18 protein-coding genes are annotated in these 19,278 nt (G+C 69.7%); 5 read left to right on the top strand and 13 right to left on the bottom strand.

Going from position 1 to position 19,278, the window contains the following annotated elements; genetic code table 11:
* Window positions 1–15 precede the first annotated feature (15 nt).
* Window positions 16–690 (bottom strand): DUF4336 domain-containing protein, encoded by a 675-nt coding sequence (locus OV427_RS27455; protein ID WP_267859143.1) that lies wholly within the window; start codon window positions 688–690, stop codon window positions 16–18.
* Between the two features lie 179 nt (window positions 691–869).
* Here OV427_RS27455 and proS point away from each other — a divergent pair, with 179 nt between their 5' ends.
* A complete protein-coding gene (gene proS / locus OV427_RS27450; RefSeq protein ID WP_267859142.1) occupies window positions 870–2,303 on the top strand; it encodes a proline--tRNA ligase in 1,434 nt (477 codons plus the stop codon).
* A gap of 70 nt (window positions 2,304–2,373) precedes the next feature.
* On the opposite strand, the gene OV427_RS27445 is transcribed toward proS, so the two are convergent.
* Window positions 2,374–3,234, bottom strand: coding sequence for a caspase family protein (locus OV427_RS27445; RefSeq protein ID WP_267859141.1), 861 nt, complete (start codon window positions 3,232–3,234; stop codon window positions 2,374–2,376).
* A gap of 96 nt (window positions 3,235–3,330) precedes the next feature.
* Window positions 3,331–4,563: an adenylate/guanylate cyclase domain-containing protein gene (locus OV427_RS27440; RefSeq protein WP_267859140.1), complete on the bottom strand. Its 1,233-nt coding sequence runs from the start codon at window positions 4,561–4,563 to the stop codon at window positions 3,331–3,333.
* Between the two features lie 79 nt (window positions 4,564–4,642).
* On the opposite strand from OV427_RS27440, the gene OV427_RS27435 reads away from it, so the two are divergent.
* From OV427_RS27435 to OV427_RS27420, 4 genes are all read left to right on the top strand, one after another.
* Window positions 4,643–5,167 carry a metal-dependent hydrolase gene (locus OV427_RS27435; RefSeq protein WP_267859139.1) on the top strand — a complete coding sequence of 175 codons (525 nt, stop codon included), beginning with the start codon at window positions 4,643–4,645 and terminating at the stop codon, window positions 5,165–5,167.
* Between the two features lie 3 nt (window positions 5,168–5,170).
* The gene (gene thpR / locus OV427_RS27430; protein ID WP_267859138.1) at window positions 5,171–5,725 is read left to right on the top strand and encodes an RNA 2',3'-cyclic phosphodiesterase; all 555 of its coding nucleotides are present in this window, start codon (window positions 5,171–5,173) and stop codon (window positions 5,723–5,725) included.
* A 137-nt stretch (window positions 5,726–5,862) separates the two neighbouring features.
* A complete protein-coding gene (locus OV427_RS27425) occupies window positions 5,863–6,477 on the top strand; it encodes a YiiX family permuted papain-like enzyme (protein ID WP_267859137.1) in 615 nt (204 codons plus the stop codon).
* A gap of 98 nt (window positions 6,478–6,575) precedes the next feature.
* Complete coding sequence (locus OV427_RS27420; protein ID WP_267859136.1) at window positions 6,576–8,660, top strand: putative metal-binding motif-containing protein; 2,085 nt, start codon at window positions 6,576–6,578, stop codon at window positions 8,658–8,660.
* 6 nt (window positions 8,661–8,666) lie between these two features.
* Here OV427_RS27420 and OV427_RS27415 read toward each other — a convergent pair whose 3' ends face one another.
* From OV427_RS27415 to OV427_RS27370, 10 genes are all read right to left on the bottom strand, one after another.
* Window positions 8,667–9,434, bottom strand: coding sequence for a methyltransferase domain-containing protein (locus tag OV427_RS27415; protein WP_267859135.1), 768 nt, complete (start codon window positions 9,432–9,434; stop codon window positions 8,667–8,669).
* A 63-nt stretch (window positions 9,435–9,497) separates the two neighbouring features.
* Window positions 9,498–11,954 carry a WD40/YVTN/BNR-like repeat-containing protein gene (locus tag OV427_RS27410; protein WP_267859134.1) on the bottom strand — a complete coding sequence of 819 codons (2,457 nt, stop codon included), beginning with the start codon at window positions 11,952–11,954 and terminating at the stop codon, window positions 9,498–9,500.
* 192 nt (window positions 11,955–12,146) lie between these two features.
* The gene (locus OV427_RS27405) at window positions 12,147–12,914 is read right to left on the bottom strand and encodes a hypothetical protein (RefSeq protein ID WP_267859133.1); all 768 of its coding nucleotides are present in this window, start codon (window positions 12,912–12,914) and stop codon (window positions 12,147–12,149) included.
* 163 nt (window positions 12,915–13,077) lie between these two features.
* Window positions 13,078–13,833, bottom strand: a complete 756-nt coding sequence (locus tag OV427_RS27400; RefSeq protein WP_267859132.1) for an ABC transporter ATP-binding protein — start codon at window positions 13,831–13,833, stop codon at window positions 13,078–13,080.
* Complete coding sequence (locus OV427_RS27395) at window positions 13,830–14,711, bottom strand: ABC transporter ATP-binding protein (RefSeq protein WP_267859131.1); 882 nt, start codon at window positions 14,709–14,711, stop codon at window positions 13,830–13,832. The genes OV427_RS27400 and OV427_RS27395 overlap by 4 nt, the downstream gene beginning before the upstream one ends.
* Entirely contained in the window at window positions 14,708–15,772 is a 1,065-nt protein-coding gene (locus OV427_RS27390) for a branched-chain amino acid ABC transporter permease (protein ID WP_267859130.1), read from the bottom strand. Before OV427_RS27390 ends, OV427_RS27395 begins: the two co-directional genes overlap by 4 nt.
* Window positions 15,772–16,692 carry a branched-chain amino acid ABC transporter permease gene (locus OV427_RS27385; protein WP_267859129.1) on the bottom strand — a complete coding sequence of 307 codons (921 nt, stop codon included), beginning with the start codon at window positions 16,690–16,692 and terminating at the stop codon, window positions 15,772–15,774. The genes OV427_RS27390 and OV427_RS27385 overlap by 1 nt, the downstream gene beginning before the upstream one ends.
* The gene (locus OV427_RS27380; RefSeq protein ID WP_267859128.1) at window positions 16,692–17,900 is read right to left on the bottom strand and encodes an ABC transporter substrate-binding protein; all 1,209 of its coding nucleotides are present in this window, start codon (window positions 17,898–17,900) and stop codon (window positions 16,692–16,694) included. Before OV427_RS27380 ends, OV427_RS27385 begins: the two co-directional genes overlap by 1 nt.
* Window positions 17,901–18,020: 120 nt before the next feature.
* Complete coding sequence (locus OV427_RS27375) at window positions 18,021–18,731, bottom strand: YsnF/AvaK domain-containing protein (protein WP_267859127.1); 711 nt, start codon at window positions 18,729–18,731, stop codon at window positions 18,021–18,023.
* 36 nt (window positions 18,732–18,767) lie between these two features.
* Entirely contained in the window at window positions 18,768–19,235 is a 468-nt protein-coding gene (locus OV427_RS27370; RefSeq protein ID WP_267859126.1) for a hypothetical protein, read from the bottom strand.
* Window positions 19,236–19,278 lie beyond the last annotated feature (43 nt).

Below are 19,278 nucleotides of genomic sequence, written 5' to 3'. Positions count from 1 at the left end.
TTCCGCCCGCCCCCGCTAGAGCCGGGCGAAGCCATCCGCCAGCGCCTTCCTTCCGTCGTGCTCCACCACGTCGCCGTGGCACACCACCACCCGCTCCGCGTCCCACGCCCGCACCTTCTCCAGCGCCGCGTGCACCGCGGCCTTGTCCTTGATGAGGACCCGGGCGGTGAGCGTGGACGCCAGCCGCTGCCACGCGCCGCTGAGCTTCAGGTAGGCGCGCAGCAGCCACGAGTCCGTGCGCTGGACGTTGAAGGCCAGGTCCGTGACGAGCACCGTGCGGCTGGGGCGGTGGAAGAAGAGGACCTCGTCCAGCTTCGGCATGCCCCGCACGAAGACCTGGTCGATGACGCCCGCCCAGCCCGCGTCCGCCGCGTCGCCCAGCTCCAGGTCGATGCGCAGCTCGGGCCGCTTGCGCTTGAGGCGCGCGGGCGCCGCCACCTTCGCGTCCGGGTACGCCGCCGCCCAGTCCGGCACGGCCAGGTGGTGCATCAGGTTGGGCGCCACCAGGAAGCGCACCGGGCCGAGCGCGTCCACCCAGGCGCGCACCTCGGGGGTGAAGCGGACGGGCGAGTGGACCCACAGCCCACCGTCCGGCAGGCGGACGACAGTCATGCGGCCTCCCACCTCCAGGCCGCCCATGCGGAAGGGGACCGTCAGGACATGGACGTCGTCGGCGACAGAACGAAGCACGGGTGCCTCCGGAGGCAAGGTACTCCAACCCTTGTTCCGTATTTTGACCGCTGGTCGAAAATCCTGCAACCCATTCCATGGGGCAGGGAACGCAAGGGGCGACGGGGCCGTTGATTTCCGGGGGGGCCCGTCGTAGGCAACCGTCCTCTTTCAACGACTTCAAGAAGGGTGCTCCGCACATGGCCGAGAAGCTCACGACCCGCGAGAAGGGCTTTTCCGAGTGGTACGTCGACCTGGTCCAGAAGGCGAAGCTCGCCGACTACTCGGACGTGAAGGGCTGCATGGTCATCCGGCCCAACGGCTACGCCATCTGGGAGAACATGCAGCGCGTCCTGGACAAGATGTTCAAGGACCTGGGGCACAAGAACGCCTACTTCCCGCTGCTCATCCCCGAGAGCTACCTGAAGAAGGAGGCCGAGCACGTCGAGGGCTTCAACCCGCAGCTGGCCGTCGTCACCCACGCGGGCGGCGCCAAGCTGGAGGAGCCGCTCGTCATCCGGCCCACCAGTGAGACCATCATCAACCGCTCGTTCTCCAAGTGGATTCAGAGCTACCGGGACCTCCCGCTGCTCCTGAACCAGTGGGCGAACGTGATGCGCTGGGAGATGCGCACGCGCCTGTTCCTGCGCACCACCGAGTTCCTCTGGCAGGAAGGCCACACCTGTCACGAGACGGAGGAGGACGCGGAGAAGGAGACGCTCCAGATGCTGGAGGTCTACCGGACGTTCGCCGAGGACTACATGGCGATGCCGGTGCTGCCGGGGCGCAAGTCGGAGTCGGAGCGGTTCGCCGGCGCGCTGCGCACGTACAGCATCGAGGCGATGATGCAGGACAAGAAGGCGCTGCAGGCGGGCACCAGCCACAACCTGGGGCAGAACTTCGCCAAGGCCTTCGACACCCAGTTCCAGGGCCGCGACGGCAAGCAGCACTACGTCTGGCAGACGTCCTGGGGCTCGTCCACGCGCCTCATCGGCGGCCTCATCATGACGCACTCGGATGACGCGGGCCTCATCGTCCCGCCGAAGCTGGCGTCCACGCACGTGGTCATCATCCCCATCTTCGGCAAGGCGTCCGACGCGGAGAAGGCGCAGGTGCTGGAGAAGAGCCACGCGCTGGGCGCGGACCTGCGCAAGGCGGGCCTGAACGTGGTGGTGGACGACGACGACTCGAGGACCCCGGGCTACAAGTACAACGAGCACGAGCTCACCGGCACGTGCATGCGCATCGAGATTGGCCCCAAGGACCTGGCCAAGGACTCGTGCGTCATGGTGCGCCGTGACTTGAAGCAGAAGGAGTTCATCCCGCTGGGCGAGGCCGTCTCCAAGGCCGTGTCCATGATGGACGCCATGCAGAAAGACTTGTTCAACAAGGCGAAGTCCTTCCGCGACTCGCACACCTTCGAGGTCAACTCCTACGAGGAGATGAAGGCGAAGGCGGACGACGGCTTCCTGCTGGCGCACTGGAACGTGGACCCGAAGGTGGAGGCCCGCATCAAGGAGGAGACGGGGCTCACCACGCGCTGCCGCCCCTTCAGCCTCAAGCAGGAGCCGGGCAAGTGCATCGTCACCGGCGAGCCCTCGCCGGGCCGCATCGTGTTCTCCAAGTCGTACTGAGCCACGCCTGGGTGGATGACGCAGGGCCGCGGGGAGTCACTCCCGCGGCCCTTGTCGTTTCTTCGAGGGCTCAGGCCTTGAAGGGCACCTGCCGCTCGAACTCGCGGCTGGGGATGCCGACCACCGAGTAGGCCGGCGACTGGAGCGGCGGCATGCGCCGGAGGATGCCGCGATGGAAGCTGCGGTAGCCCCTGTGGAACTTGCCGCCGTTGTAGACGCGCAGCAGGTTGGCGGTGAACAGGCCGTTGAACGTGCCGTCGCTGGAGAGCTGGTTGTCCTGGCACCCGGAGATGAGCAGCACCGTGGCCTTCATCGTCGCGCGCGGGTCCTCCTTCGGCAGGTCCTTCATGATGGCGTCGTACATGGCGCGGTTGTTCCGGTAGGTGCGCAGGGCGATGACCTCCGGCATGTTCCGGAAGCGCCGCTCCTCCTCGTGCGTGTCCTGCATCGAGTCCGCCAGCATCGACAGGTTGCCGCTGCTGCGCAGCGCCGCGTAGGCCGTCCTGCTCACCGAGCCGCTGTGACAGCTGTCGGAGAGCATGAACACGCGCACGCCCTGACGGAGCTTGGACAGCCCGGCGTAGATTTCGTCGTCGACGAGCTCGCCGTCATAGAGCACCCACGTCTCGTCCCGCCCATCCGCCTCGTCGCCGTTCATGTCCGGAAGCTGGCCGCCGTGCCCCGAGTACGTCAGCAGGAACAGGTCGCCGGGTTGCAGCACCCGGGCCGCCTCTTCGAATTCCTTCAGAACGCGAGCGCGCGTCGCCTCCTTCGTGAGCAGCTTCGTCACCTTCCCGTAGTTCTGCCCGCGAGCGATGGCCTCCATGTCGTCTGCGTCCGCCTCGCAGGCCTGGAGCGCCCCGTCCCAGCCCGCGTAGTGGGCCGGGTCCACCGAGTTCAAGCCGATGTTCAACGAATATCCCTGCGCCATGAGTCACACTCCTCCGTGTTGTCCGGGTGGAGCGCGGCCCGTGACGGTGTGACGCGGGGAAGCGGCAGGCGGGCCGCCCGCTCGGGCGCCGGGAGCTCAGTTCGCGGCGAGCAGGCCCGGCTTCCGGGGGGCGAAGGTGGCCACGGGCTCGGCCTTGCCGGCCACGGGCAGGGGGGCGGCCGGCTCGAAGTCGAAGCCTTCCTGACACCGCCGCATCGTCGCCGCGGAGACGAGCATGGGGACGCCCACCTTCTTGGTGAGCCCTTCAATCCGGCTGGCCAGGTTCACCGCGTCGCCAATCACCGTGTACTCGCGCCGCTGCTCGCTGCCCACGTCGCCCACGACGACGCGCCCGGTGTGGATGCCGATGCCGATGCGCAGCGGCTCCTCGCCCCGCGCGGCACGCTCGGCGTTGAGCCCCTCCAGCGCCTCCAGCATGGCGAGGCCACAGGCGACGGCGGCCTGGGGGTGGCCGGGTAGGTCCAACGGCGCGCCGAAGTACGCGAGGATGCCGTCACCGATGAACTTGTCGAGCGTGCCTCCGTGGCGGAACACCACGTCCACCATGCGCGAGAGGTACTCGTTGAGCAGCGCCACCACCTGCGGGCTGTCCAAGCGCTCGGACATGGAGGTGAAGCCGCGGATGTCGGAGAAGAGGAGCGTCACCTCGCGGTGCTCACCACCACCCGCCTCGGCGCCGCGCTCGGCGAGATGGCGGGCCACCTCCGGGGAGAAGTAGCGGCCCAGCCGCTCGCGCTGCACTTCTTCCTGCGCCACCTGTGTCACCAGGCCCAGCACCTGCCGGCCGATGAAGACGGCCGCCAGCGCGGCCAGCGACAGCACCAGCACCACGCCGGAGAGGAAGGACCCCGTCGGCAGGCCGGCGGCGTCCGCCAGGAGCGTCTGCAGGACGATGGCCACCGCCGTGGCCGCCACCACGCTCGCGCGCGACAGCGTCACCAGCGCCACGATGACCACCAGGGTGATGTAGACGCCCAGCGACATCAGCGCTACGGGGCCCGGGGCCTCCGCGCCGAGGACGGCCATCCGCTGGAGGATGAAGACGGCGGGCATGTCCACGAAGGCGAGCAGCAGGGCCGACCGGCGCAGGAGCGCGGGGAAGTGCCGCGCGGCGAGCCACAGCAGGAAGGCCACGCCCAGATAGAGGGCCAACCTGTCCAGGGGCACCCGCCAATCGTACGACTGAGCCACGAGCAGCCAGCACGCCACGCCCGCGAACCGGAACCGGTTGAGCCACTCGCCCACCTGCGAGCGCCAGCCCCTCAGGCGCCGCTGGAGTGTGTCCTCGACATGGGAGTGATTCCACATGGAGCCCGGACGCTAGCCCACACGCAGCGCCCCCTCCAGTCGCGGGCCACCGCGTCCAGGTGGGCTATCTTTCCGGCATATGGCGAGCATCGGTCACGTGGCGGTGGGCATGGCCCTGGGGAGGTACGAGGCGGGCAGCGCCTCCATGCGCAGGCAGGCAGGGGCCATGGCGCTGCTCTCCCTGCTCGCGCTGCTGCCCGACGCGGACGTGGTGGGCTTCAAGTTCGGCATCGCCTACGCCGCGCCGTGGGGGCACCGGGGCGCGTCGCACTCCCTGGTGTTCGCCGCGGGTGTGTCGCTCGTCGCGATGATGCTGGCGCGGGCGCTGCGCGCTCCGGCCGTGCGGTGGGGGGCGCTCACGTTCCTCGCGGTGGCGAGCCACGGGCTGCTGGACTCGCTCACCGATGGCGGCCTGGGCGCGGCGCTGCTGTGGCCCTTCTCGGAGGGGCGCTACTTCGCACCGGTGCATCCGCTGCCGGTGTCGCCCATCGGCGCGAGGATGCTGTCCGCGCGCGGCATGTATGTCGTTGGCGTGGAGTTGCTCGCCTTCATCCCCTTCTGGGCCTACGCGCTCTGGCCGCGTGGGCGCCGCCAGGAGTCCTGAGCCATGCGTCTGTTCACCGCCGTCACGCTGGGAAGCACGATTGAGTCGCGCACCCTCGCCACGCTGGAGCGACTGCGCGCACTGGCCCCGCATGCCCGCTGGGTGAAGGCGGAGGGTGTCCACCTCACGCTGGTGTTCCTGGGCGACGTGGACGAGGCGCGGCTGCCGTCCCTGCGCGAGGCGCTGGAGCCCGTGGGCCCGAGACATTCCCCCTTCGTGTTGTCCGTGGGAGGCGGGGGGAGTTTTGGTTCGCCGTCCCACCCGCGCGTGCTCTGGGCGGACGTGCGCGGGGCGACGGAGGCGCTGAAGGCCCTGCAGGCGGACACCGCGGCGGCACTGCAACCGCTGGGCTTCGAGCCCGAGCACCGCGAGTACACCGCGCACCTCACCCTCGCGCGCTCGAAGGACCCTCGCGGAGACCCGGCCCTCGCGCGGTGCTCGCAGACGTTGGCGGAGTCGGACCTCGGCGAGGGACGCGTGGACCGGCTCGTCCTCTTCGAGAGCCGGGGCGGGCACTACCACTCCCGGTTGGAGGTGCCGCTCACGCGCGCGGAGTGAAGTGCGCACGCAGCAGAGTCGAGTCCAGGAGGAGTCGCCTCCGCGGGGGTGGAGGTGCGAGCGCTGTCCTGGTCGGCTGGCACCGGGGCTGCACTGTTCCAGGACAGGCGCGTGCAAGCGCCGGAAAGGACTGAACGATGCGGTGGAGTGTCCTCGTGGCGGTGTGGCTCGGAGCGCACGGTGCGGTCGCGGCACCACGACTGGAGGCGTCGTCGCTGCGGACGGGAGACATCGTCCTGCACACCTCGCGCTCACGTCAGTCGGAGGCCATCCGGGCGGCGACGGAGAGCCCGCTGTCCCATGTCGGAATGGTGGAGGTGACGCCCCAGGGCGCCTGGGTGGTGGAGGCCGTCCAGCCCGTGCAGCGCGTACCCTTCGCGAAGTGGAAGGCGCGCGGGGTGAAGGGGCAGATCCTGGTGCTGCGGCCGAAGGAGCTGAGCGACGCACAGCGGCAACAGGCGGTGGACGTGGCGAAGAAGCACCTGGGCAAGCCGTACGACTGGCAGTTCGGCTGGGGTGACGAGGCGATGTACTGCTCGGAGCTGGTGCGCAAGGCGTACGCCCAGGGCGCGGGCGTGGAGTACGGGAAGATGGAGCGCCTGGGCTCGCTCAAGGTGCAGGGCCTGGAGAAGGCCATGCGCGAGCGCTACGGCGTGAGGGTCCCTCTGGACCTGGAGCTGGTGACGCCTGCCAGCCTGGCTGTCGATGAGAAGCTGGAGGTGGTGCACTCGGACTTCCCGGCGGTGCGATAGGCACGCCTGTTCCCGCCCGGACACCCGGGCCTCGGGGTGGGCAGGCGAGAGAGGACCCAGGCTGTGGATTGCGGGAGGGCACGGCTAGGATGCGCGACATGCGACGCGTTCTGCTGCTCCTCCCCCTCCTCGCGCTTGCTGGCTGCAAGGAAGAGGTCCCCCAGGGTGGCGTGAAGGTCACCGTGAGCTACGACGGCTTCAAGCCCCGCTGCGTGCGGGTGATTGCGCGCGACATGGAAGGTGGCCACGAGCCGCTCTCCGATGAAGTGGCGGCCGAGAAGGTCAAGGGCGAGGCCGCTGGCGGCAGCATCGTCGTTGGCGTGCTCCCTCCCGACAACTGGGGCAGCGAGGTGGAGGTGGAGGCGCAGGCCTTCGAGCGCGCCTGCGACGGCGAACCGGTGGTGAAGAACTCGCAGCGGGTCACGATGACGCGGGGCCAGACGTCGGCCACGACGCTGTCGCTGCAAGCGAAGGACACGGATGGGGACGGCTATGTGGCCAGGCTCTCGGGCGGCACGGACTGCAATGACGGCAGGCCCGACATCAACCCGGGCGTGACGGAAGAGCTGTGCAACGGCGTGGACGACAACTGCAATGACCAGTCGGACACGGTGGAGCTGCAGCTGGGACAGGCGTGCACCGAGGGCGCTGGCTGTGCGGGCACGCGCGCCTGTGGCGACAACGGCAAGGTCGGCTGCAACGCGCCGAGCGCCACCATGGCGTACCCGGACGTGGACCGGGATGGACATGGCGACAAGAACGCGACCGCCACGGCCTTCTGCGATGGCGTGCCGGTGGGCTTCGTCACCAGCCCGAACGACGACTGCGACGACCGCGCCGGCATCGGCGCCAATGTGTTCCCCGGCGCCCAGGATCTCTGCGACGGCAAGGACAATGATTGCGACGGGCCGAGTGACGAGGACTTCCCTCTGCTCAATCAAGCGTGCTCCGATTCGATCACACAGTGCGGCGGTACGCAGCAGTGCACACCGAGTGGCACCGCTACGACGTGCGTGATTACCCAGCAGGCCTCCACCTGGTACCCGGATGATGACGGCGACGGGTATGGCCGGAACAGTGGCGCGCAACAGACCTGCATGCCTCCCGCAGCCTCGGTGAGCCAGGGCAATGACTGCGACGACGGCAACCCCTTCACCCATCCCAATGCCGACGAGCTGTGCGACAGCCTCGATAACGACTGCAACAGCCAGCCCGAAGCCACCACCGCGACCTGCCCGGCCAGTGGCTCCGCGTGGGGTGTTCGAACCGAAGGTTCGACGACGCAGATATGGTACTCGGTCTCCACGTGGACGCCCGGTGGCGTGTGGGCAGTGGGCGATAACAACCGCCGCGCCGTGCTGAGACCGGGAGACACCAACTTCACCGTGACCGCATCAACGGCGGGCGCGTGTGGGGACGCTCTGACGACCGCCTGGTATGCCGTATGGGCTGACCCGAACAACAACGGCCGCGCCTATTTCACGTCCGCCGGTGGTCGGCTGGCCAACCAGGATGCCACCAACACGGCCTGCACCCAGGTCACCGTCACGGACCTGGCGACCTACGGGATTACGGGCGTTCGGAACAACTCCGTGCTCGAACTCTACGGGGTGAGCGCGAGCTCCAGCGCGAACGACGGTGCGGCCTTCAGCTGGGACGGTGCCACCACCACGGTGAACTTCAACACCCCCACCAATGACATCGACCCGGTGCTCGACATCCACGGAACGACCCGGAACACGATCTTCGCGGTCGGCGGCTATGCCAGTGGCACGGTCGGGCCTCGCATCTACCGCTTCGTCCCTGGTGACGGGACGTGGCAGACGCAAAACGTGCAGAGCATCTCCGGGCTGGGGCGTCTCAATGGCATCTGGGTGGTGAGCGACAAGCTCGCATTCGCCGTGGGCGATAAGGGGTCCGCCCTGAAATGGAACGGCACCGCATGGAGCAAGGTGACCTTCCCCAACAGCGACGACCTCACCTCCGTCGTCGCCTTCGGCGCGAACTCGGTCTATGCCACCGCCCTCAGCGGCACCAAGGGCCGCATCTACCGGTACAACGGCACCGAGTGGACGAAGATCCACGAAATCGGGAACGTCCAGTTCAGCGACATTGCCGGCACGAGCCCCGCGGACCTCTGGGTCGTTGGCAATAAAGGAAACATCCTCCACTGGCCTCAGTGACGCGGCTCAGCGCATCCGCCGCGCCACCACGAAGCGGCGGCTGAAGAGGTACGGCGTGCCTCGCGCGTGCTTCGGGTAGGACTGGCGCAGCAGGGGCTTCAGCGTGTCGAGGAAGTCCCTGCCCTCCTCCGGCCCCAGCGCCGCCAGCACGGGCCGCAGCGTGGTGCCCAGCAGCCACTGGAGCACCGCGTCCTCGCCCGGCAGCACGTGCAGGTACGCCGTCTCCCAAGCGTCCACCGTCGTTCCCAGGTCGGACAGCCACGCCTCATACGTCGCGAGCGACTCCGCGTGCCCCCGGCGCACCGACTCCAGCTTCGGAGCGAAGCGCGGCAGGGCCCGTACCTCGTCGATGTGCCGGTGCGAGGGCGCCTCGAAGTTGGCCGGCACCTGGAAGGCCAGCACCCCGTGCAGTGCCAGCTTCGCCACCAGTTGCTTCAACAGCGCACCGTGGTCCGGCACCCAGTGCAGCGCCGCGTTGGAGACGAGCACGTCCAGCGGCGCGGGAGGCTCCCAGCCCGCGAGGTCCGCCACCTCGAAGCGCAGGGACTCCGGCGGCGGACGGCGGCGTGCTTCCTCCACCATCGCATCCGACGAGTCCACGCCGTACACCCGCGCGTCCTTCCACCGTCCGGCGAGCACGCGCGTCAAATCTCCGGTGCCGCAGCCCAGGTCCGCCACCTGCGCGGGCGCATCCACGTCCACGCGCATCAGCAATTCGAAGAAGGGACGCTTCCTCTCGTCACGGAAGTGCGAGTACTGCGACGGGTCCCACATGGCGACCACCTCCCGGCGGTGCGGCGGGCACCGCGCACCAGGAGGTGTAACCCAAGGGGCTGCTCAGCGCTTCACTCTCAGCACCTGGAAGCCGCGGCCGGACGGGCCGAAGCCGCGCACGTTGTCCATCCGCACCACCAGGTCCCCCGAGGGCAGCACGCCCCACACATCCGCCTGGGCGAAGGCACTGCTGCTCAGCCGCTCGTAGCGCAGCGCCTCGCGCCAGGTCACCCCGTCTCCGCTCGTGAAGAGACGGGCGTAGAGGTCACCTGGCGCCTGGACGTCTCCCGCGCTCGCCCAGCCCGTGCCCATGGCCTGGCCGCCACCGGGCACGGCCATGAAGGAGTACGCGGGGCCGGGCAGTTGCAGCAGCGCGTCCACGCGGCCGCTCGGGAAGAGGCGCAGCAGCTTCGGGTGCTCGGGCTCGTACAGCGTGGACTGGCCCAGCAACAGCGAGCCATCCGCCTGCACCGCACCCGCGACTCCGTTGGCCGCGTAGCCGCTGAAGATGCCCGTCCAGTTCCGCCCGCCGTCCGTGGAGCGGAGCACCGCCGACTGCGCACTGCTGCTCCCCATCGTCGCCCACAGCGCGCCCGTCGTCGCGTCCACGAAGAGCGAGTAGCCATGCCGGTGCGCGGTGAGCGTGGAACGCACCGCCCACGTGGCCCCGCCGTCGCTGCTGGCCCACAGCCGTATCGGCGTGTTGGACGAGGTGAAGGTCTGGTACTCGAGGAAGAACCAGGTGCTCCCCAGCTCCGCGAAGCTGCGCGGACCGTAGGCGCGGTAGTTCCCCAGGCTCACCGCGTTGCCCCAGTTGCGCCCGCCATCCGTCGAGCGCTGGAGCTGGTAGGCGCCGCTGCGGCTCGCCACCGCGAGCAGCGTGCCGTTCTTCATCGCGGTCATCACCCAGAGGTTGCCGCCGTTCTGCCCACGCGCCGCGAAGGTGCGCCCGCCGTCCGTGCTCGCCACCAGGTTCGAGCGGCTCCCGTCGAGCGCCAGCGCATACACCGTGCCCGCGCCGTCCACCGCGAGCACCTCGTGCGTGGTGTTCGTGTACACGGGCTCCAGCGTGATGGGCCCCGACGTGCCACCGTCCGGCAGCGGCGTGCCGCCGTCCGTGCTCGTGCCACCGTCGGTGCCCGGCGTGCCTCCGTCGGTGGTCGTGCCACCGTCGTCGCCTGGCGTGCCACCGTCCGTGCTCGTACCGCCGTCCGTGCCCGGAGCGCCTCCATCCGTCCCGGTGCCACCATCCGTGCCAGTGCCTCCATCCGTCCCGGTGCCACCATCCGGCGGCGGAGTGCCACCGTCCGTCCCGCCATCCGGCACCGGCTGCGGCGTGACGGAGAGCGCCACGCGGGACACGGTGCCCCAATTGCTGGCATCGGGCGCCTCGCCGAAGAGGCACGGCACCTCGGTGCTGTCCGCGGGCAGCACGTCCACCGCGTTGAGGTAGCCCTTGAACGTCTCGTCCCCGTCGAGCGTCACCGCGCTGCCGAAGCTCCCGTCCTTCAGCACGCGCACGCGCAGCTCGTAGTGCTCGTTCAGCACGCGCATGCGGTTGTAGAAGACATACAGCGTGTCACCGATGCGCGTGGTGGCCGCCTGCATGGCCCAGTCCGACGTGCCCTCCACCAGGATGCGCGGCCCGAAGGACGTGCCGTCGAAGTGCCGGTAGTAGAGCTTCTCCGTCTCGTCCTTGTAGACGAGGTCGATGCCGCCCTTCCCGTCCGCCACCGCGCTCAGCGCGGCGCCGTGGTAGATGCCGTCGGAGAACGCGTCGCGCACCGGGCCCCACGTGTCCAGCGGGTCCGAGTCGTCGCGGATGCGCATGCGCGTGGGCTCGAAGCCGTCGTGCATGGCGTAGAAGAAGACGAGCCGCGAGCCCACGCTCAACAGCCGCCCGCCGCCCCGGTGCTTCACCTTCCCCAGGTCCGGCTGCCGCGTGAAGGTGGCGCCGCCGTCCGTGGACACCGACACCACCGCCGTGGAGGTGCCGTCGCGCTCCAGCCGGAAGGCCTGCACCCAGAACCGCCCTTGCGAGTCCCTCGCCAGCAGCGCCCGGGAGAAGCCCGTGTTGTCGTCCGGCGTGTCCAGCACGCGCACCGCCGGCTGCGGCGTCCACGTGTCCGAGCCGGACTGGTAGCGCCACCACTGGAAGTACACGTCATGCCACCGCGAGGGCGCCAGCGTGGGGTCCTCGTACGAATACACGAGGGCCACGTCCCGCCCCACCGCGAGCAACTCCGCCCGGTCCGCGTGCGTCGGGTCCGACTGGACGTCCGCCACGCGCCGCAGCGAGCGAAGCCCATCCTCGGAGCGGTACAGCACCAGCCCCTTGCCCTCCCGGCCCCCGTGCTGGATGGCCACCAGCCACGTGGGAGGACGTCCTGAGCCTGTCTCGATTCGAACAATGTGGCGCTGTGCCGGGAGCGTGAGGGCATTGCCCCCGCTCACCGGTACCAGCGACGTCCCGCCTGCCGCGAGCACCGCGGCGAGCAGGGCACCAGCCAGCCCCGTCATTCCTGTCCCCCTCCTCGTCTACGCCCCGGAGGGGAAGCTAGGGCTGGGGTACAGGGAAGGAAACCGGCTCAATACAACCACATGGCCCCATACGGCGAGCCCGCCAGGCTGCCTGCCGCCCGGCTCACGCTCCCTCGTGGGAGCGGACCTGGCGCACGCTCCCTCGCGAGGGAGCGTGCGCGGAGCAACGGACTACTTCGTGCGGCGGCGGCGGGTGGCGCCCGCGTCCGGAGCGGCGGTGCCCGCGTCGGCCACCGGCTCGATGACCGCGCCGCTGTCGGCGGCCGTCAGGCCAGCGTCGGCCGTGCCGGCATCCGCGCCAGCCGCGCCGGCGCGCTGCACCGGCGGCGGCGGGTTGACGAGCGCCAGCGAGCCGAGGAAGTCGTCCGAGCCCGGCGCGCCGATGCTCGGGTTGTAGAGGACGAGCATGGTGTAGAGGCGCGGGCCCACCAGGTAGTTGCGCGCCTTCACCTCGCCGTTGGGCGAGGACACCGTGTAGGACTTGCCGGGGTAGCCGTCGATGGTGACTTCCTGCTCGTTGCTGACGGTGCCCTTGAGCTGGTTGGTGAGGCCGTCACGGCCCTCGTTGAGGAAGGCCTCCGCGGGACGCGCGGCGACGACCTTCTCCGGGTAGTCCGCGATGCTGACGGAGAAGATGACGCCTTCCGGAGTCTGGAGCGAGTACGCGGCCGTGGCCACGTCGCCCGCCGGAATGGTGACCTTCTGCCGCTGCACCTGCGGCTGGCCGGGCATCTTCACGGAGAAGCCCTCCTCCGCATTCACGGTGGCCAGCTGCGGGCCGGTGTCTACCGGGGGGGCCGAGTTGTCGCCGCCCTCGTTGGGAATCTCCTCGATGGTGGAGGAGGCTTGCTGGTTGTCGGTCTTCTGCTGACCGGCGCACGCGGCGGCAATCAGCGCGATGGTGGCAACGGCGGCGAGGAGGCGGGACAACGAAGGCATGGGCACGCTTCCTAATTGTGGTTGAACGCGGTGCGTCTTAGGACGCTAGACGAACTGCTTGCCTGCTGACTACCCGAGATTCGGGGGCTTGCCAGTTTCAATGCGACTTCAACGGCCAGGGAGCGTCAGCGAGAGGACGTAACGGCTGACCCGTCCTCCCGGTCTACTCGCCCAGGTAGGCGCGACGGACCTCGGGGCTGTCCAGCAGCGCCTTGCCGGGGCCCGCCATCGCCACCTCGCCCGTCTCCAGCACGTAGCCGTAGTGGGCGCAGTTGAGCGCGAGGTGGGCGTTCTGCTCCACCAGCAGCACGCTCACCCCGGTGGCGTTCACCTCGCGCAGGGTGCGGAAGATGGTCTCCGTCACCTGCGGCGCCAGGCCCAGCGAGGGCTCGTCCAGGAGCAGCAACTGGGGCCGGCTCAGGAGCGCACGGGCGATGGCGAGCATCTGCTGCTCGCCGCCGGACAGCGTGCCCGCCAGCTGCTTGCGGCGCTCCTTGAGCACCGGGAAGAGCGTGAAGCCCTTCTCCAAATCCTGCTGGATGCCGGCTGCGTCCTTGCGCAGGTACGCGCCCAGCTCCAGGTTCTCCAGCACGGTGAGGTTGGGGAACACGCCCCGGCCCTCCGGCGCGTGCGCCATGCCGCGCGGCACCAGCTGGTGCGCCTTGAGGGACGTGGTGTCCTTGCCCTCGAGCGTAATCCGGCCCGCGCTGGGCTTGAGCATGCCGCTCACCGCGCGCAGGGTGCTCGTCTTGCCCGCGCCGTTGGCGCCGATGAGGGCCACCACCTCGCCCTTGCCCACCGTCAGCGACACGCCCTTGAGCGCCTGGATGGCGCCGTAGTGCACCTTGATGCCGTCCACCGCCAGGAGCGGCGGGAAGGCCCGGCGCTCGCCCAGCGTCTTCACCTGAGCCTCGCTCACGCCGCCCCTCCGTGGCTCTCCAGGTAGCTGTCACCCAGGTACGCCTCGATGACCTTCCGGTCGCCGCGAACCTCCGCCGGAGCGCCCCGGGAAATCGTCTCGCCGTGGTCCAGCACGGTGATGTGCTCGCAGATGCCCATGACCAGCTTCATGTCGTGCTCGATGACCAGCACGCCGAGCTTGAAGTCGTCGCGCAGCTTGCGGATGAGCACCATCAGGTCCGCCTTCTCGCGGGTGTTCATGCCCGCGGCGGGCTCGTCCAGGAGCAGCACGCGGGGCTTCGTGCCCAGCGCGCGCGCAATCTCCAGCCGGCGCTGCTCGCCGTAGGGCAGGTTGCGCGCCTCCTCGTCGCGGCGGTGCGACAGGCCCATGACCTCCAGCAGGTGCTCCGCCTGCCGCGTCAATTCCCGCTCCTCCGCCTGGAAGTGCGGGGTGAGCATCAGCGCCCGCCACCAGTCGCGGTAGTTGACGAGCGCGTTGCGCAGCTTCGCGGACGCGCCCATCCCCGTCGGGTGCAGCGCGCCCTGCGCCCGGCACGCCACCTTCACGTTGTCCAGCGCGGTGAGCGCGCGGAACAGACGGATGTTCTGGAAGGTGCGCGCCAGGCCCAGGTGGTTGATTTGATGCGGCTTGCGCCCGTTCACCCGCTGCCCGGCCACGCGCACCTCGCCCTGGGAGGGCTGGTACACGCCGGTGAGCACGTTGAACGCGGTGGACTTGCCTGCGCCGTTGGGACCGATGAGGCCCAGCAAATCTCCCTGGCGGACGGTGAGGGAGAAGTCCGTCAGCGCCTTGAGGCCGCCGAACTGGATGCTCACCCCGTCCGCCTGGAGCAGCGGGGGCCGGGAGTCTCGATTCGCCTGCACCGCCGTGCTCACGACAGCCCCCTGCGCCGGCGCGGAATCCACCGCGGCAGCACGTCCCAGAGTTCCCGGGTACCGAACAGGCCTTGCGGCCGCGACAGCATCAGCACCACCAGCAGCAGGCCGTAGATGGGCATGCGAATCTGGTCCACCTTCTGCGCCAGCGTGCTCTCCGTGCCCAGCAGGTTGAACGCCGAGCGCAGGCCCTCCGGCAGCAGCGTGAGGAAGATGGCCGCGACGATGGCGCCCGTGGTGGAGCCCAGGCCGCCCAGCACCACCATGACGACGATTTCCATCGACTTCACGAAGGTGAAGGAGCCGGGGTTGATGATGGGCACGAAGTGCGCGAACAGCCCGCCAGCGATGCCCGCGAAGAACGAGGAGATGACGAACGAGCGGACCTTGTAGCCCGTGGTGTCCACGCCCATCGCCTCGGCGGCGACTTCGTCCTCGCGGATGGCCCACAGGCTGCGGCCATGGCTGGAGCCGGCGATGCGCCGCGCCACCAGCACCGTGAGGAAGACCCAGAAGTAGATCATGTACGGGCTGGAGTACTGGGGGATGCCGGACAGGCCCAGCGCGCGGCCGAACGCGTTCGTGTTCTGCACCACCACGCGGATGATTTCGCCGAAGCCCAGCGTGACAATCGCCAGGTAGTCGCCGCGCAGCCGCAGCGAAGGCAGGCCCACCAGGAAGCCGCAGGCCGCCGCGGCGAGCCCGCCCGCCAGCAGCGCCACCGTGAAGAGCACCTGGTCGCTGGCCACCACCGGGAGGAAGGACAGCGCCACCTCCTTGAGGTTCAGCGACAGCACGCCGGAGATGTAGGCCCCCACCGCCATGAAGCCCGCATGGCCGATGGAGAACTGGCCCGTCATGCCGTTCACGATGTTGAGGCTCACCGCGAGGATGATGTTCACCCCCATCACCGACAGGAGGTACACGGCGAAGGGGGACTCGTTGGTCACCCACTGGAACAGCGCCAGCACGGGCAGCGCCACCAACACGGGGAGGATGCCGCGCAGCGAGGGCGGAATGGCGGAGCGGGCCTCGGGAACGGGAAGCGCGGGGGTCTCCATCAGACCTTCTCCGCCGCGACGCGACCGAACAGGCCACCCGGCTTCACGAGCAGCACCAGGATGAGGAAGCCGAAGGCCACCGCGTCACGCCAGGTGCTGGCCGCGTAGCCCACGACGAACTCCTCCACCAGGCCCAGCACCAGGGCGCCCACCACCGCGCCCGGCACGTGGCCGATGCCGCCAATCACCGCCGCCACGAAGGCCTTGAGGCCCACGTACAGCCCCATCAGCGGACTCACCGACGTGTCCTTGATTGCGTAGAGCAGGCCCGCGCCCGCCGCCAGCGCGCTGCTGAGCATGAACGTCAGCGCAATCACGCGGTCGGTGGGGATGCCCATCAGCGCCGCCACGCGGTGGTCCCAGGACACCGCGCGCATCGCCCGGCCGAAGCGCGTGCGGAACACGAGGTACTGCAAGCCCACCATCAGCGTCACGGCGATGAGGAAGCTGATGATCTGCCAGTTCCAGACGACGACGTCGCGGTCGCCGATGACAATCCACTCCCTGGGCTCGATGACCTCCGGGAAGGCGCGCGGGGACGCGCCGGGCAGGAAGCCGATGTCGAGCTGGAAGCCGTAGGAGAGCGCGAAGGAGATGCCGATGGCGGTGATGAGCGCCGTCAGCCGGGGCTTCTCGCGCAGCGGCCGGTACGCGAACCGCTCGATGAGGAAGCCGAGCAGCGCGCAGCCCAGCATGGCCACGGCGAAGATGACCGCCACGCCCAGCAGGGAGTTGCGCACCTCGCGCCCGAGCGCGAACGCGGTGGCATAGCCCATGTAGACGCCGACCATCATGACGTCGCCGTGGGCGAAGTTGATGAGCTTGAGGACGCCGTACACCATCGTGTAGCCGAGCGCGACGAGCGCGTAGATGGTGCCGGCGGCCAGACCGTTGATGAGATGCTGGAGGAGCTGCGCCATTAGGGATTGACGGTGGTGACGTACTCGGTCTTGCCGTCCCCGACCTTGAGGACGACGGCGGACTTCACGGCGTTGCGCTTGTCGTCCAGGGTGATGGTGCCCGCCACCCCGGGGAAGTCCTTCGTCTGGGCGATGGCGTCGCGCACGGCCGGGCCGCTCAAATCCTTGGCGCGCCGGAGGGCTTCAATCGCCACGCGGGCCGCGTCGTAGCCCAGCGCCGCCAGCGCGTCCGGCACGCCGCCGTAGGCGGCCTTGTAGTCGGAGATGAACTTCTGCACGCGCGGGTCCGGGTTGTCCGGCGAGTAGTGGTTGGAGAAGTAGCTGCCCTGGATGGCGCTGCCGCCCAGCTCGAAGAGCTTCTCGGAGTCCCAGCCGTCGCCGCCCATCAGCGGAACCTTGAGGCCCACCTCGCGCGCCTGGCGGGCGATGATGCCCACCTCGCTGTAGTAGCCCGGCACGTAGATGCCGTCCGGCTGCGTCTTGCGGATGGCGGTGAGCTGCGCGCGGTAGTCCGTGTCGCCCTGGCTGTAGCTCTCCGTGGTGGCGACCTTGCCGCCCATCTCCGTGAACTTGCGCGTGAAGACGTCCGACAGGTCGATGGAGTAGGCGCTCTTGTTGTCCTGGAGCACCGCCACCTTGCCCAGCTTCAGGTTCTCCCGGGCGAACTTCGCCATGACGTAGCCCTGGAACGGGTCGATGAAGCAGACGCGAAAGATGAAGTCGCCCTTCTGCGTGACGGTGGTGTTGGTGGACGAGGGCGTAATCATCGGCACGCCCGCGGCCTGCGCCTTCTCCGCCATGGCCAGCGAGTTGGACGAGGCCACGTCACCGAGGATGAGCACCACCTTGTCCTGCGTAATCAGGCGGGTGGCGGCCTGCGCGGCCTCCTCCGGCTTGCTCTGGTTGTCGTAGACGCGGATGGCCAGCTTCTTGCCCTTCACGCCGCCCGCGGCGTTGGCCTCCTTGATGGCCATCTCGATGCCGTTGCGCGTGGAGATGCCGAAGGTGGCCTGGCCGCCGGTGAGCGCGCCCACCTGGCCCAGGAGGATGACGTCGGAGCCCGCGGGTGTCTCACCACCAGGGGCGGGCTGTGCCTGCTGCGCGGTCTGCGCGCCGCCCTCACCGGACGGGGCGGGCTGCGTCTTCTTCTCGCAGGCGGCCGCCAGGACGGCGAGCGCGGCGAGCAGCATCGGGGCAAGGCGTCGCATGCGGGGCTTCCCTCCAAGGGGGGATGACGGCAAAGCCCCGGTTTTCTAGGGGAGCCCTCTCCATGGGTCAAGCTCGCAGCCGAGCCGGCCCGCTCCCACACGCTGCGTGCGGTGCGTCAGTCAGGAGTGCAGCCCGTCCAGGGGGCCGTCGTGGAGCACCTCCCCCTGCTCATCCACCCGGGCTGTCTCCCGGCGTACGGTGGTGTGCACCTGGCGCAGCTCCTCCCGGGTCGTCCTGGCGATGGTGACCTCCTGCCAGACGCGGGCCGTCCTGGTGAACTCCACCTGCTCCTCGTGCAGGGGGATGACGAGGGTGGCCTCCTCGAAGGGCGCCAGCCCCCCCGGCACCGTCCCCCGCTCCGCCGCCCCGGGGCTCGCGCCGCCCTCCACGTCCCCGGCCTGTACCCGCTCCACCACCAATTCCTCGCGCCGCACGGGGATGGAGAAGTGCTTCACCTCCGTGCGCACCACCTTGTGGACGCGCAGGTGCCCCACCTCGTGCGCCACGGCGCGAGGGAGGGCCTCCTCGTGGGCCAGCGGGATGACGAGGTCCGTCGTCTCCCCGAGCCTGTCGGTGACCCGGGACTCCGGACGATGAGCCTCCAGCTCGGCGCGGCTGCCGGGCCCGGGCGACAGCTCGTCCCGCGTGAGGCCCAGGTGCGCCTCCCCGTCGCGCACCGCCACCACGTCGCCGTAGCGGGCCACGTAGTCCCGCGCGCGGAGCAACCCGCCCTCGATGACGAAGGTGTCCTCGCCGCAGCCCACCACGCTGCCCAGCTTCACGCCGTCCGCCGTGAAGACCCGCATGCCTTCCTTTACGTCCGTGCGCATCCCCGCTCCTCTCGAGTCCGGCAACGCCAGGCACTCTCACCCGGAGGTGGACGCCAGGGCCTCGTGCCAGGGTTGTTCCCTGCCGCTGGGCCCGCGACGGGGCCCGCGCTCCACGGCCCGGCGCACCTCGTGTCCGGACGCCTCTGACTGGGCCGCGGCGTGAAGCTCCAGCGCCGCCAGGCGCCGACGGCGCGCCTCCCTGCGCCGGTCCGCCATCAGCCCGTCCGCGTCCTCCCCTTCCAGCGCCGCGCCAGCCTCGGAAGCCGGTTCCCCGGAGCCGGAGTGGGAGCCGGAGTGGAGCCGGCGGCGCGCGAGCCCTCCAGCCACCAGCGCGCCCAGCAGTCCCGCCGTCCAGCCCATGCTGGCGCGGGAGTCTCCCCTGTCCGGGTGGAGGAAGCGGCGCAGGCCGCGCAGCACGAGGGGCGCCCCCAGGCCCGCCGCCGCGCCGCCCCACAGCAGCCCGCTCCAACGCCCCTGCCGCGTGCTCTCCTGCCTGGTGCTCATCATGGCCTCCCGCATGGGCACTCATGGCGCCTTCAGGGCGCGC

The organism is Pyxidicoccus sp. MSG2, assembly GCF_026626705.1.
Taxonomy (GTDB): Bacteria; Myxococcota; Myxococcia; order Myxococcales; family Myxococcaceae; genus Myxococcus.
The sequence above is the reverse complement of the archived record's forward strand: the minus strand, read 5'-3'. Positions and strand labels throughout refer to the sequence as shown.

Coding starts and splice junctions, on each gene's coding strand:
- proS (WP_267859142.1), top strand. CDS start 870: ATGGCCGAGAAGCTCACGACCCGCGAGAAGGGCTTTTCCGAGTGGTAC.
- OV427_RS27445 (WP_267859141.1), bottom strand. CDS start 3,234: ATGGCGCAGGGATATTCGTTGAACATCGGCTTGAACTCGGTGGACCCG.
- OV427_RS27440 (WP_267859140.1), bottom strand. CDS start 4,563: ATGTGGAATCACTCCCATGTCGAGGACACACTCCAGCGGCGCCTGAGG.
- OV427_RS27435 (WP_267859139.1), top strand. CDS start 4,643: ATGGCGAGCATCGGTCACGTGGCGGTGGGCATGGCCCTGGGGAGGTAC.
- thpR (WP_267859138.1), top strand. CDS start 5,171: ATGCGTCTGTTCACCGCCGTCACGCTGGGAAGCACGATTGAGTCGCGC.
- OV427_RS27425 (WP_267859137.1), top strand. CDS start 5,863: ATGCGGTGGAGTGTCCTCGTGGCGGTGTGGCTCGGAGCGCACGGTGCG.
- OV427_RS27420 (WP_267859136.1), top strand. CDS start 6,576: ATGCGACGCGTTCTGCTGCTCCTCCCCCTCCTCGCGCTTGCTGGCTGC.
- OV427_RS27415 (WP_267859135.1), bottom strand. CDS start 9,434: ATGTGGGACCCGTCGCAGTACTCGCACTTCCGTGACGAGAGGAAGCGT.
- OV427_RS27410 (WP_267859134.1), bottom strand. CDS start 11,954: ATGACGGGGCTGGCTGGTGCCCTGCTCGCCGCGGTGCTCGCGGCAGGC.
- OV427_RS27405 (WP_267859133.1), bottom strand. CDS start 12,914: ATGCCTTCGTTGTCCCGCCTCCTCGCCGCCGTTGCCACCATCGCGCTG.
- OV427_RS27390 (WP_267859130.1), bottom strand. CDS start 15,772: ATGGAGACCCCCGCGCTTCCCGTTCCCGAGGCCCGCTCCGCCATTCCG.
- OV427_RS27385 (WP_267859129.1), bottom strand. CDS start 16,692: ATGGCGCAGCTCCTCCAGCATCTCATCAACGGTCTGGCCGCCGGCACC.
- OV427_RS27380 (WP_267859128.1), bottom strand. CDS start 17,900: ATGCGACGCCTTGCCCCGATGCTGCTCGCCGCGCTCGCCGTCCTGGCG.
- OV427_RS27375 (WP_267859127.1), bottom strand. CDS start 18,731: ATGCGCACGGACGTAAAGGAAGGCATGCGGGTCTTCACGGCGGACGGC.
- OV427_RS27370 (WP_267859126.1), bottom strand. CDS start 19,235: ATGAGCACCAGGCAGGAGAGCACGCGGCAGGGGCGTTGGAGCGGGCTG.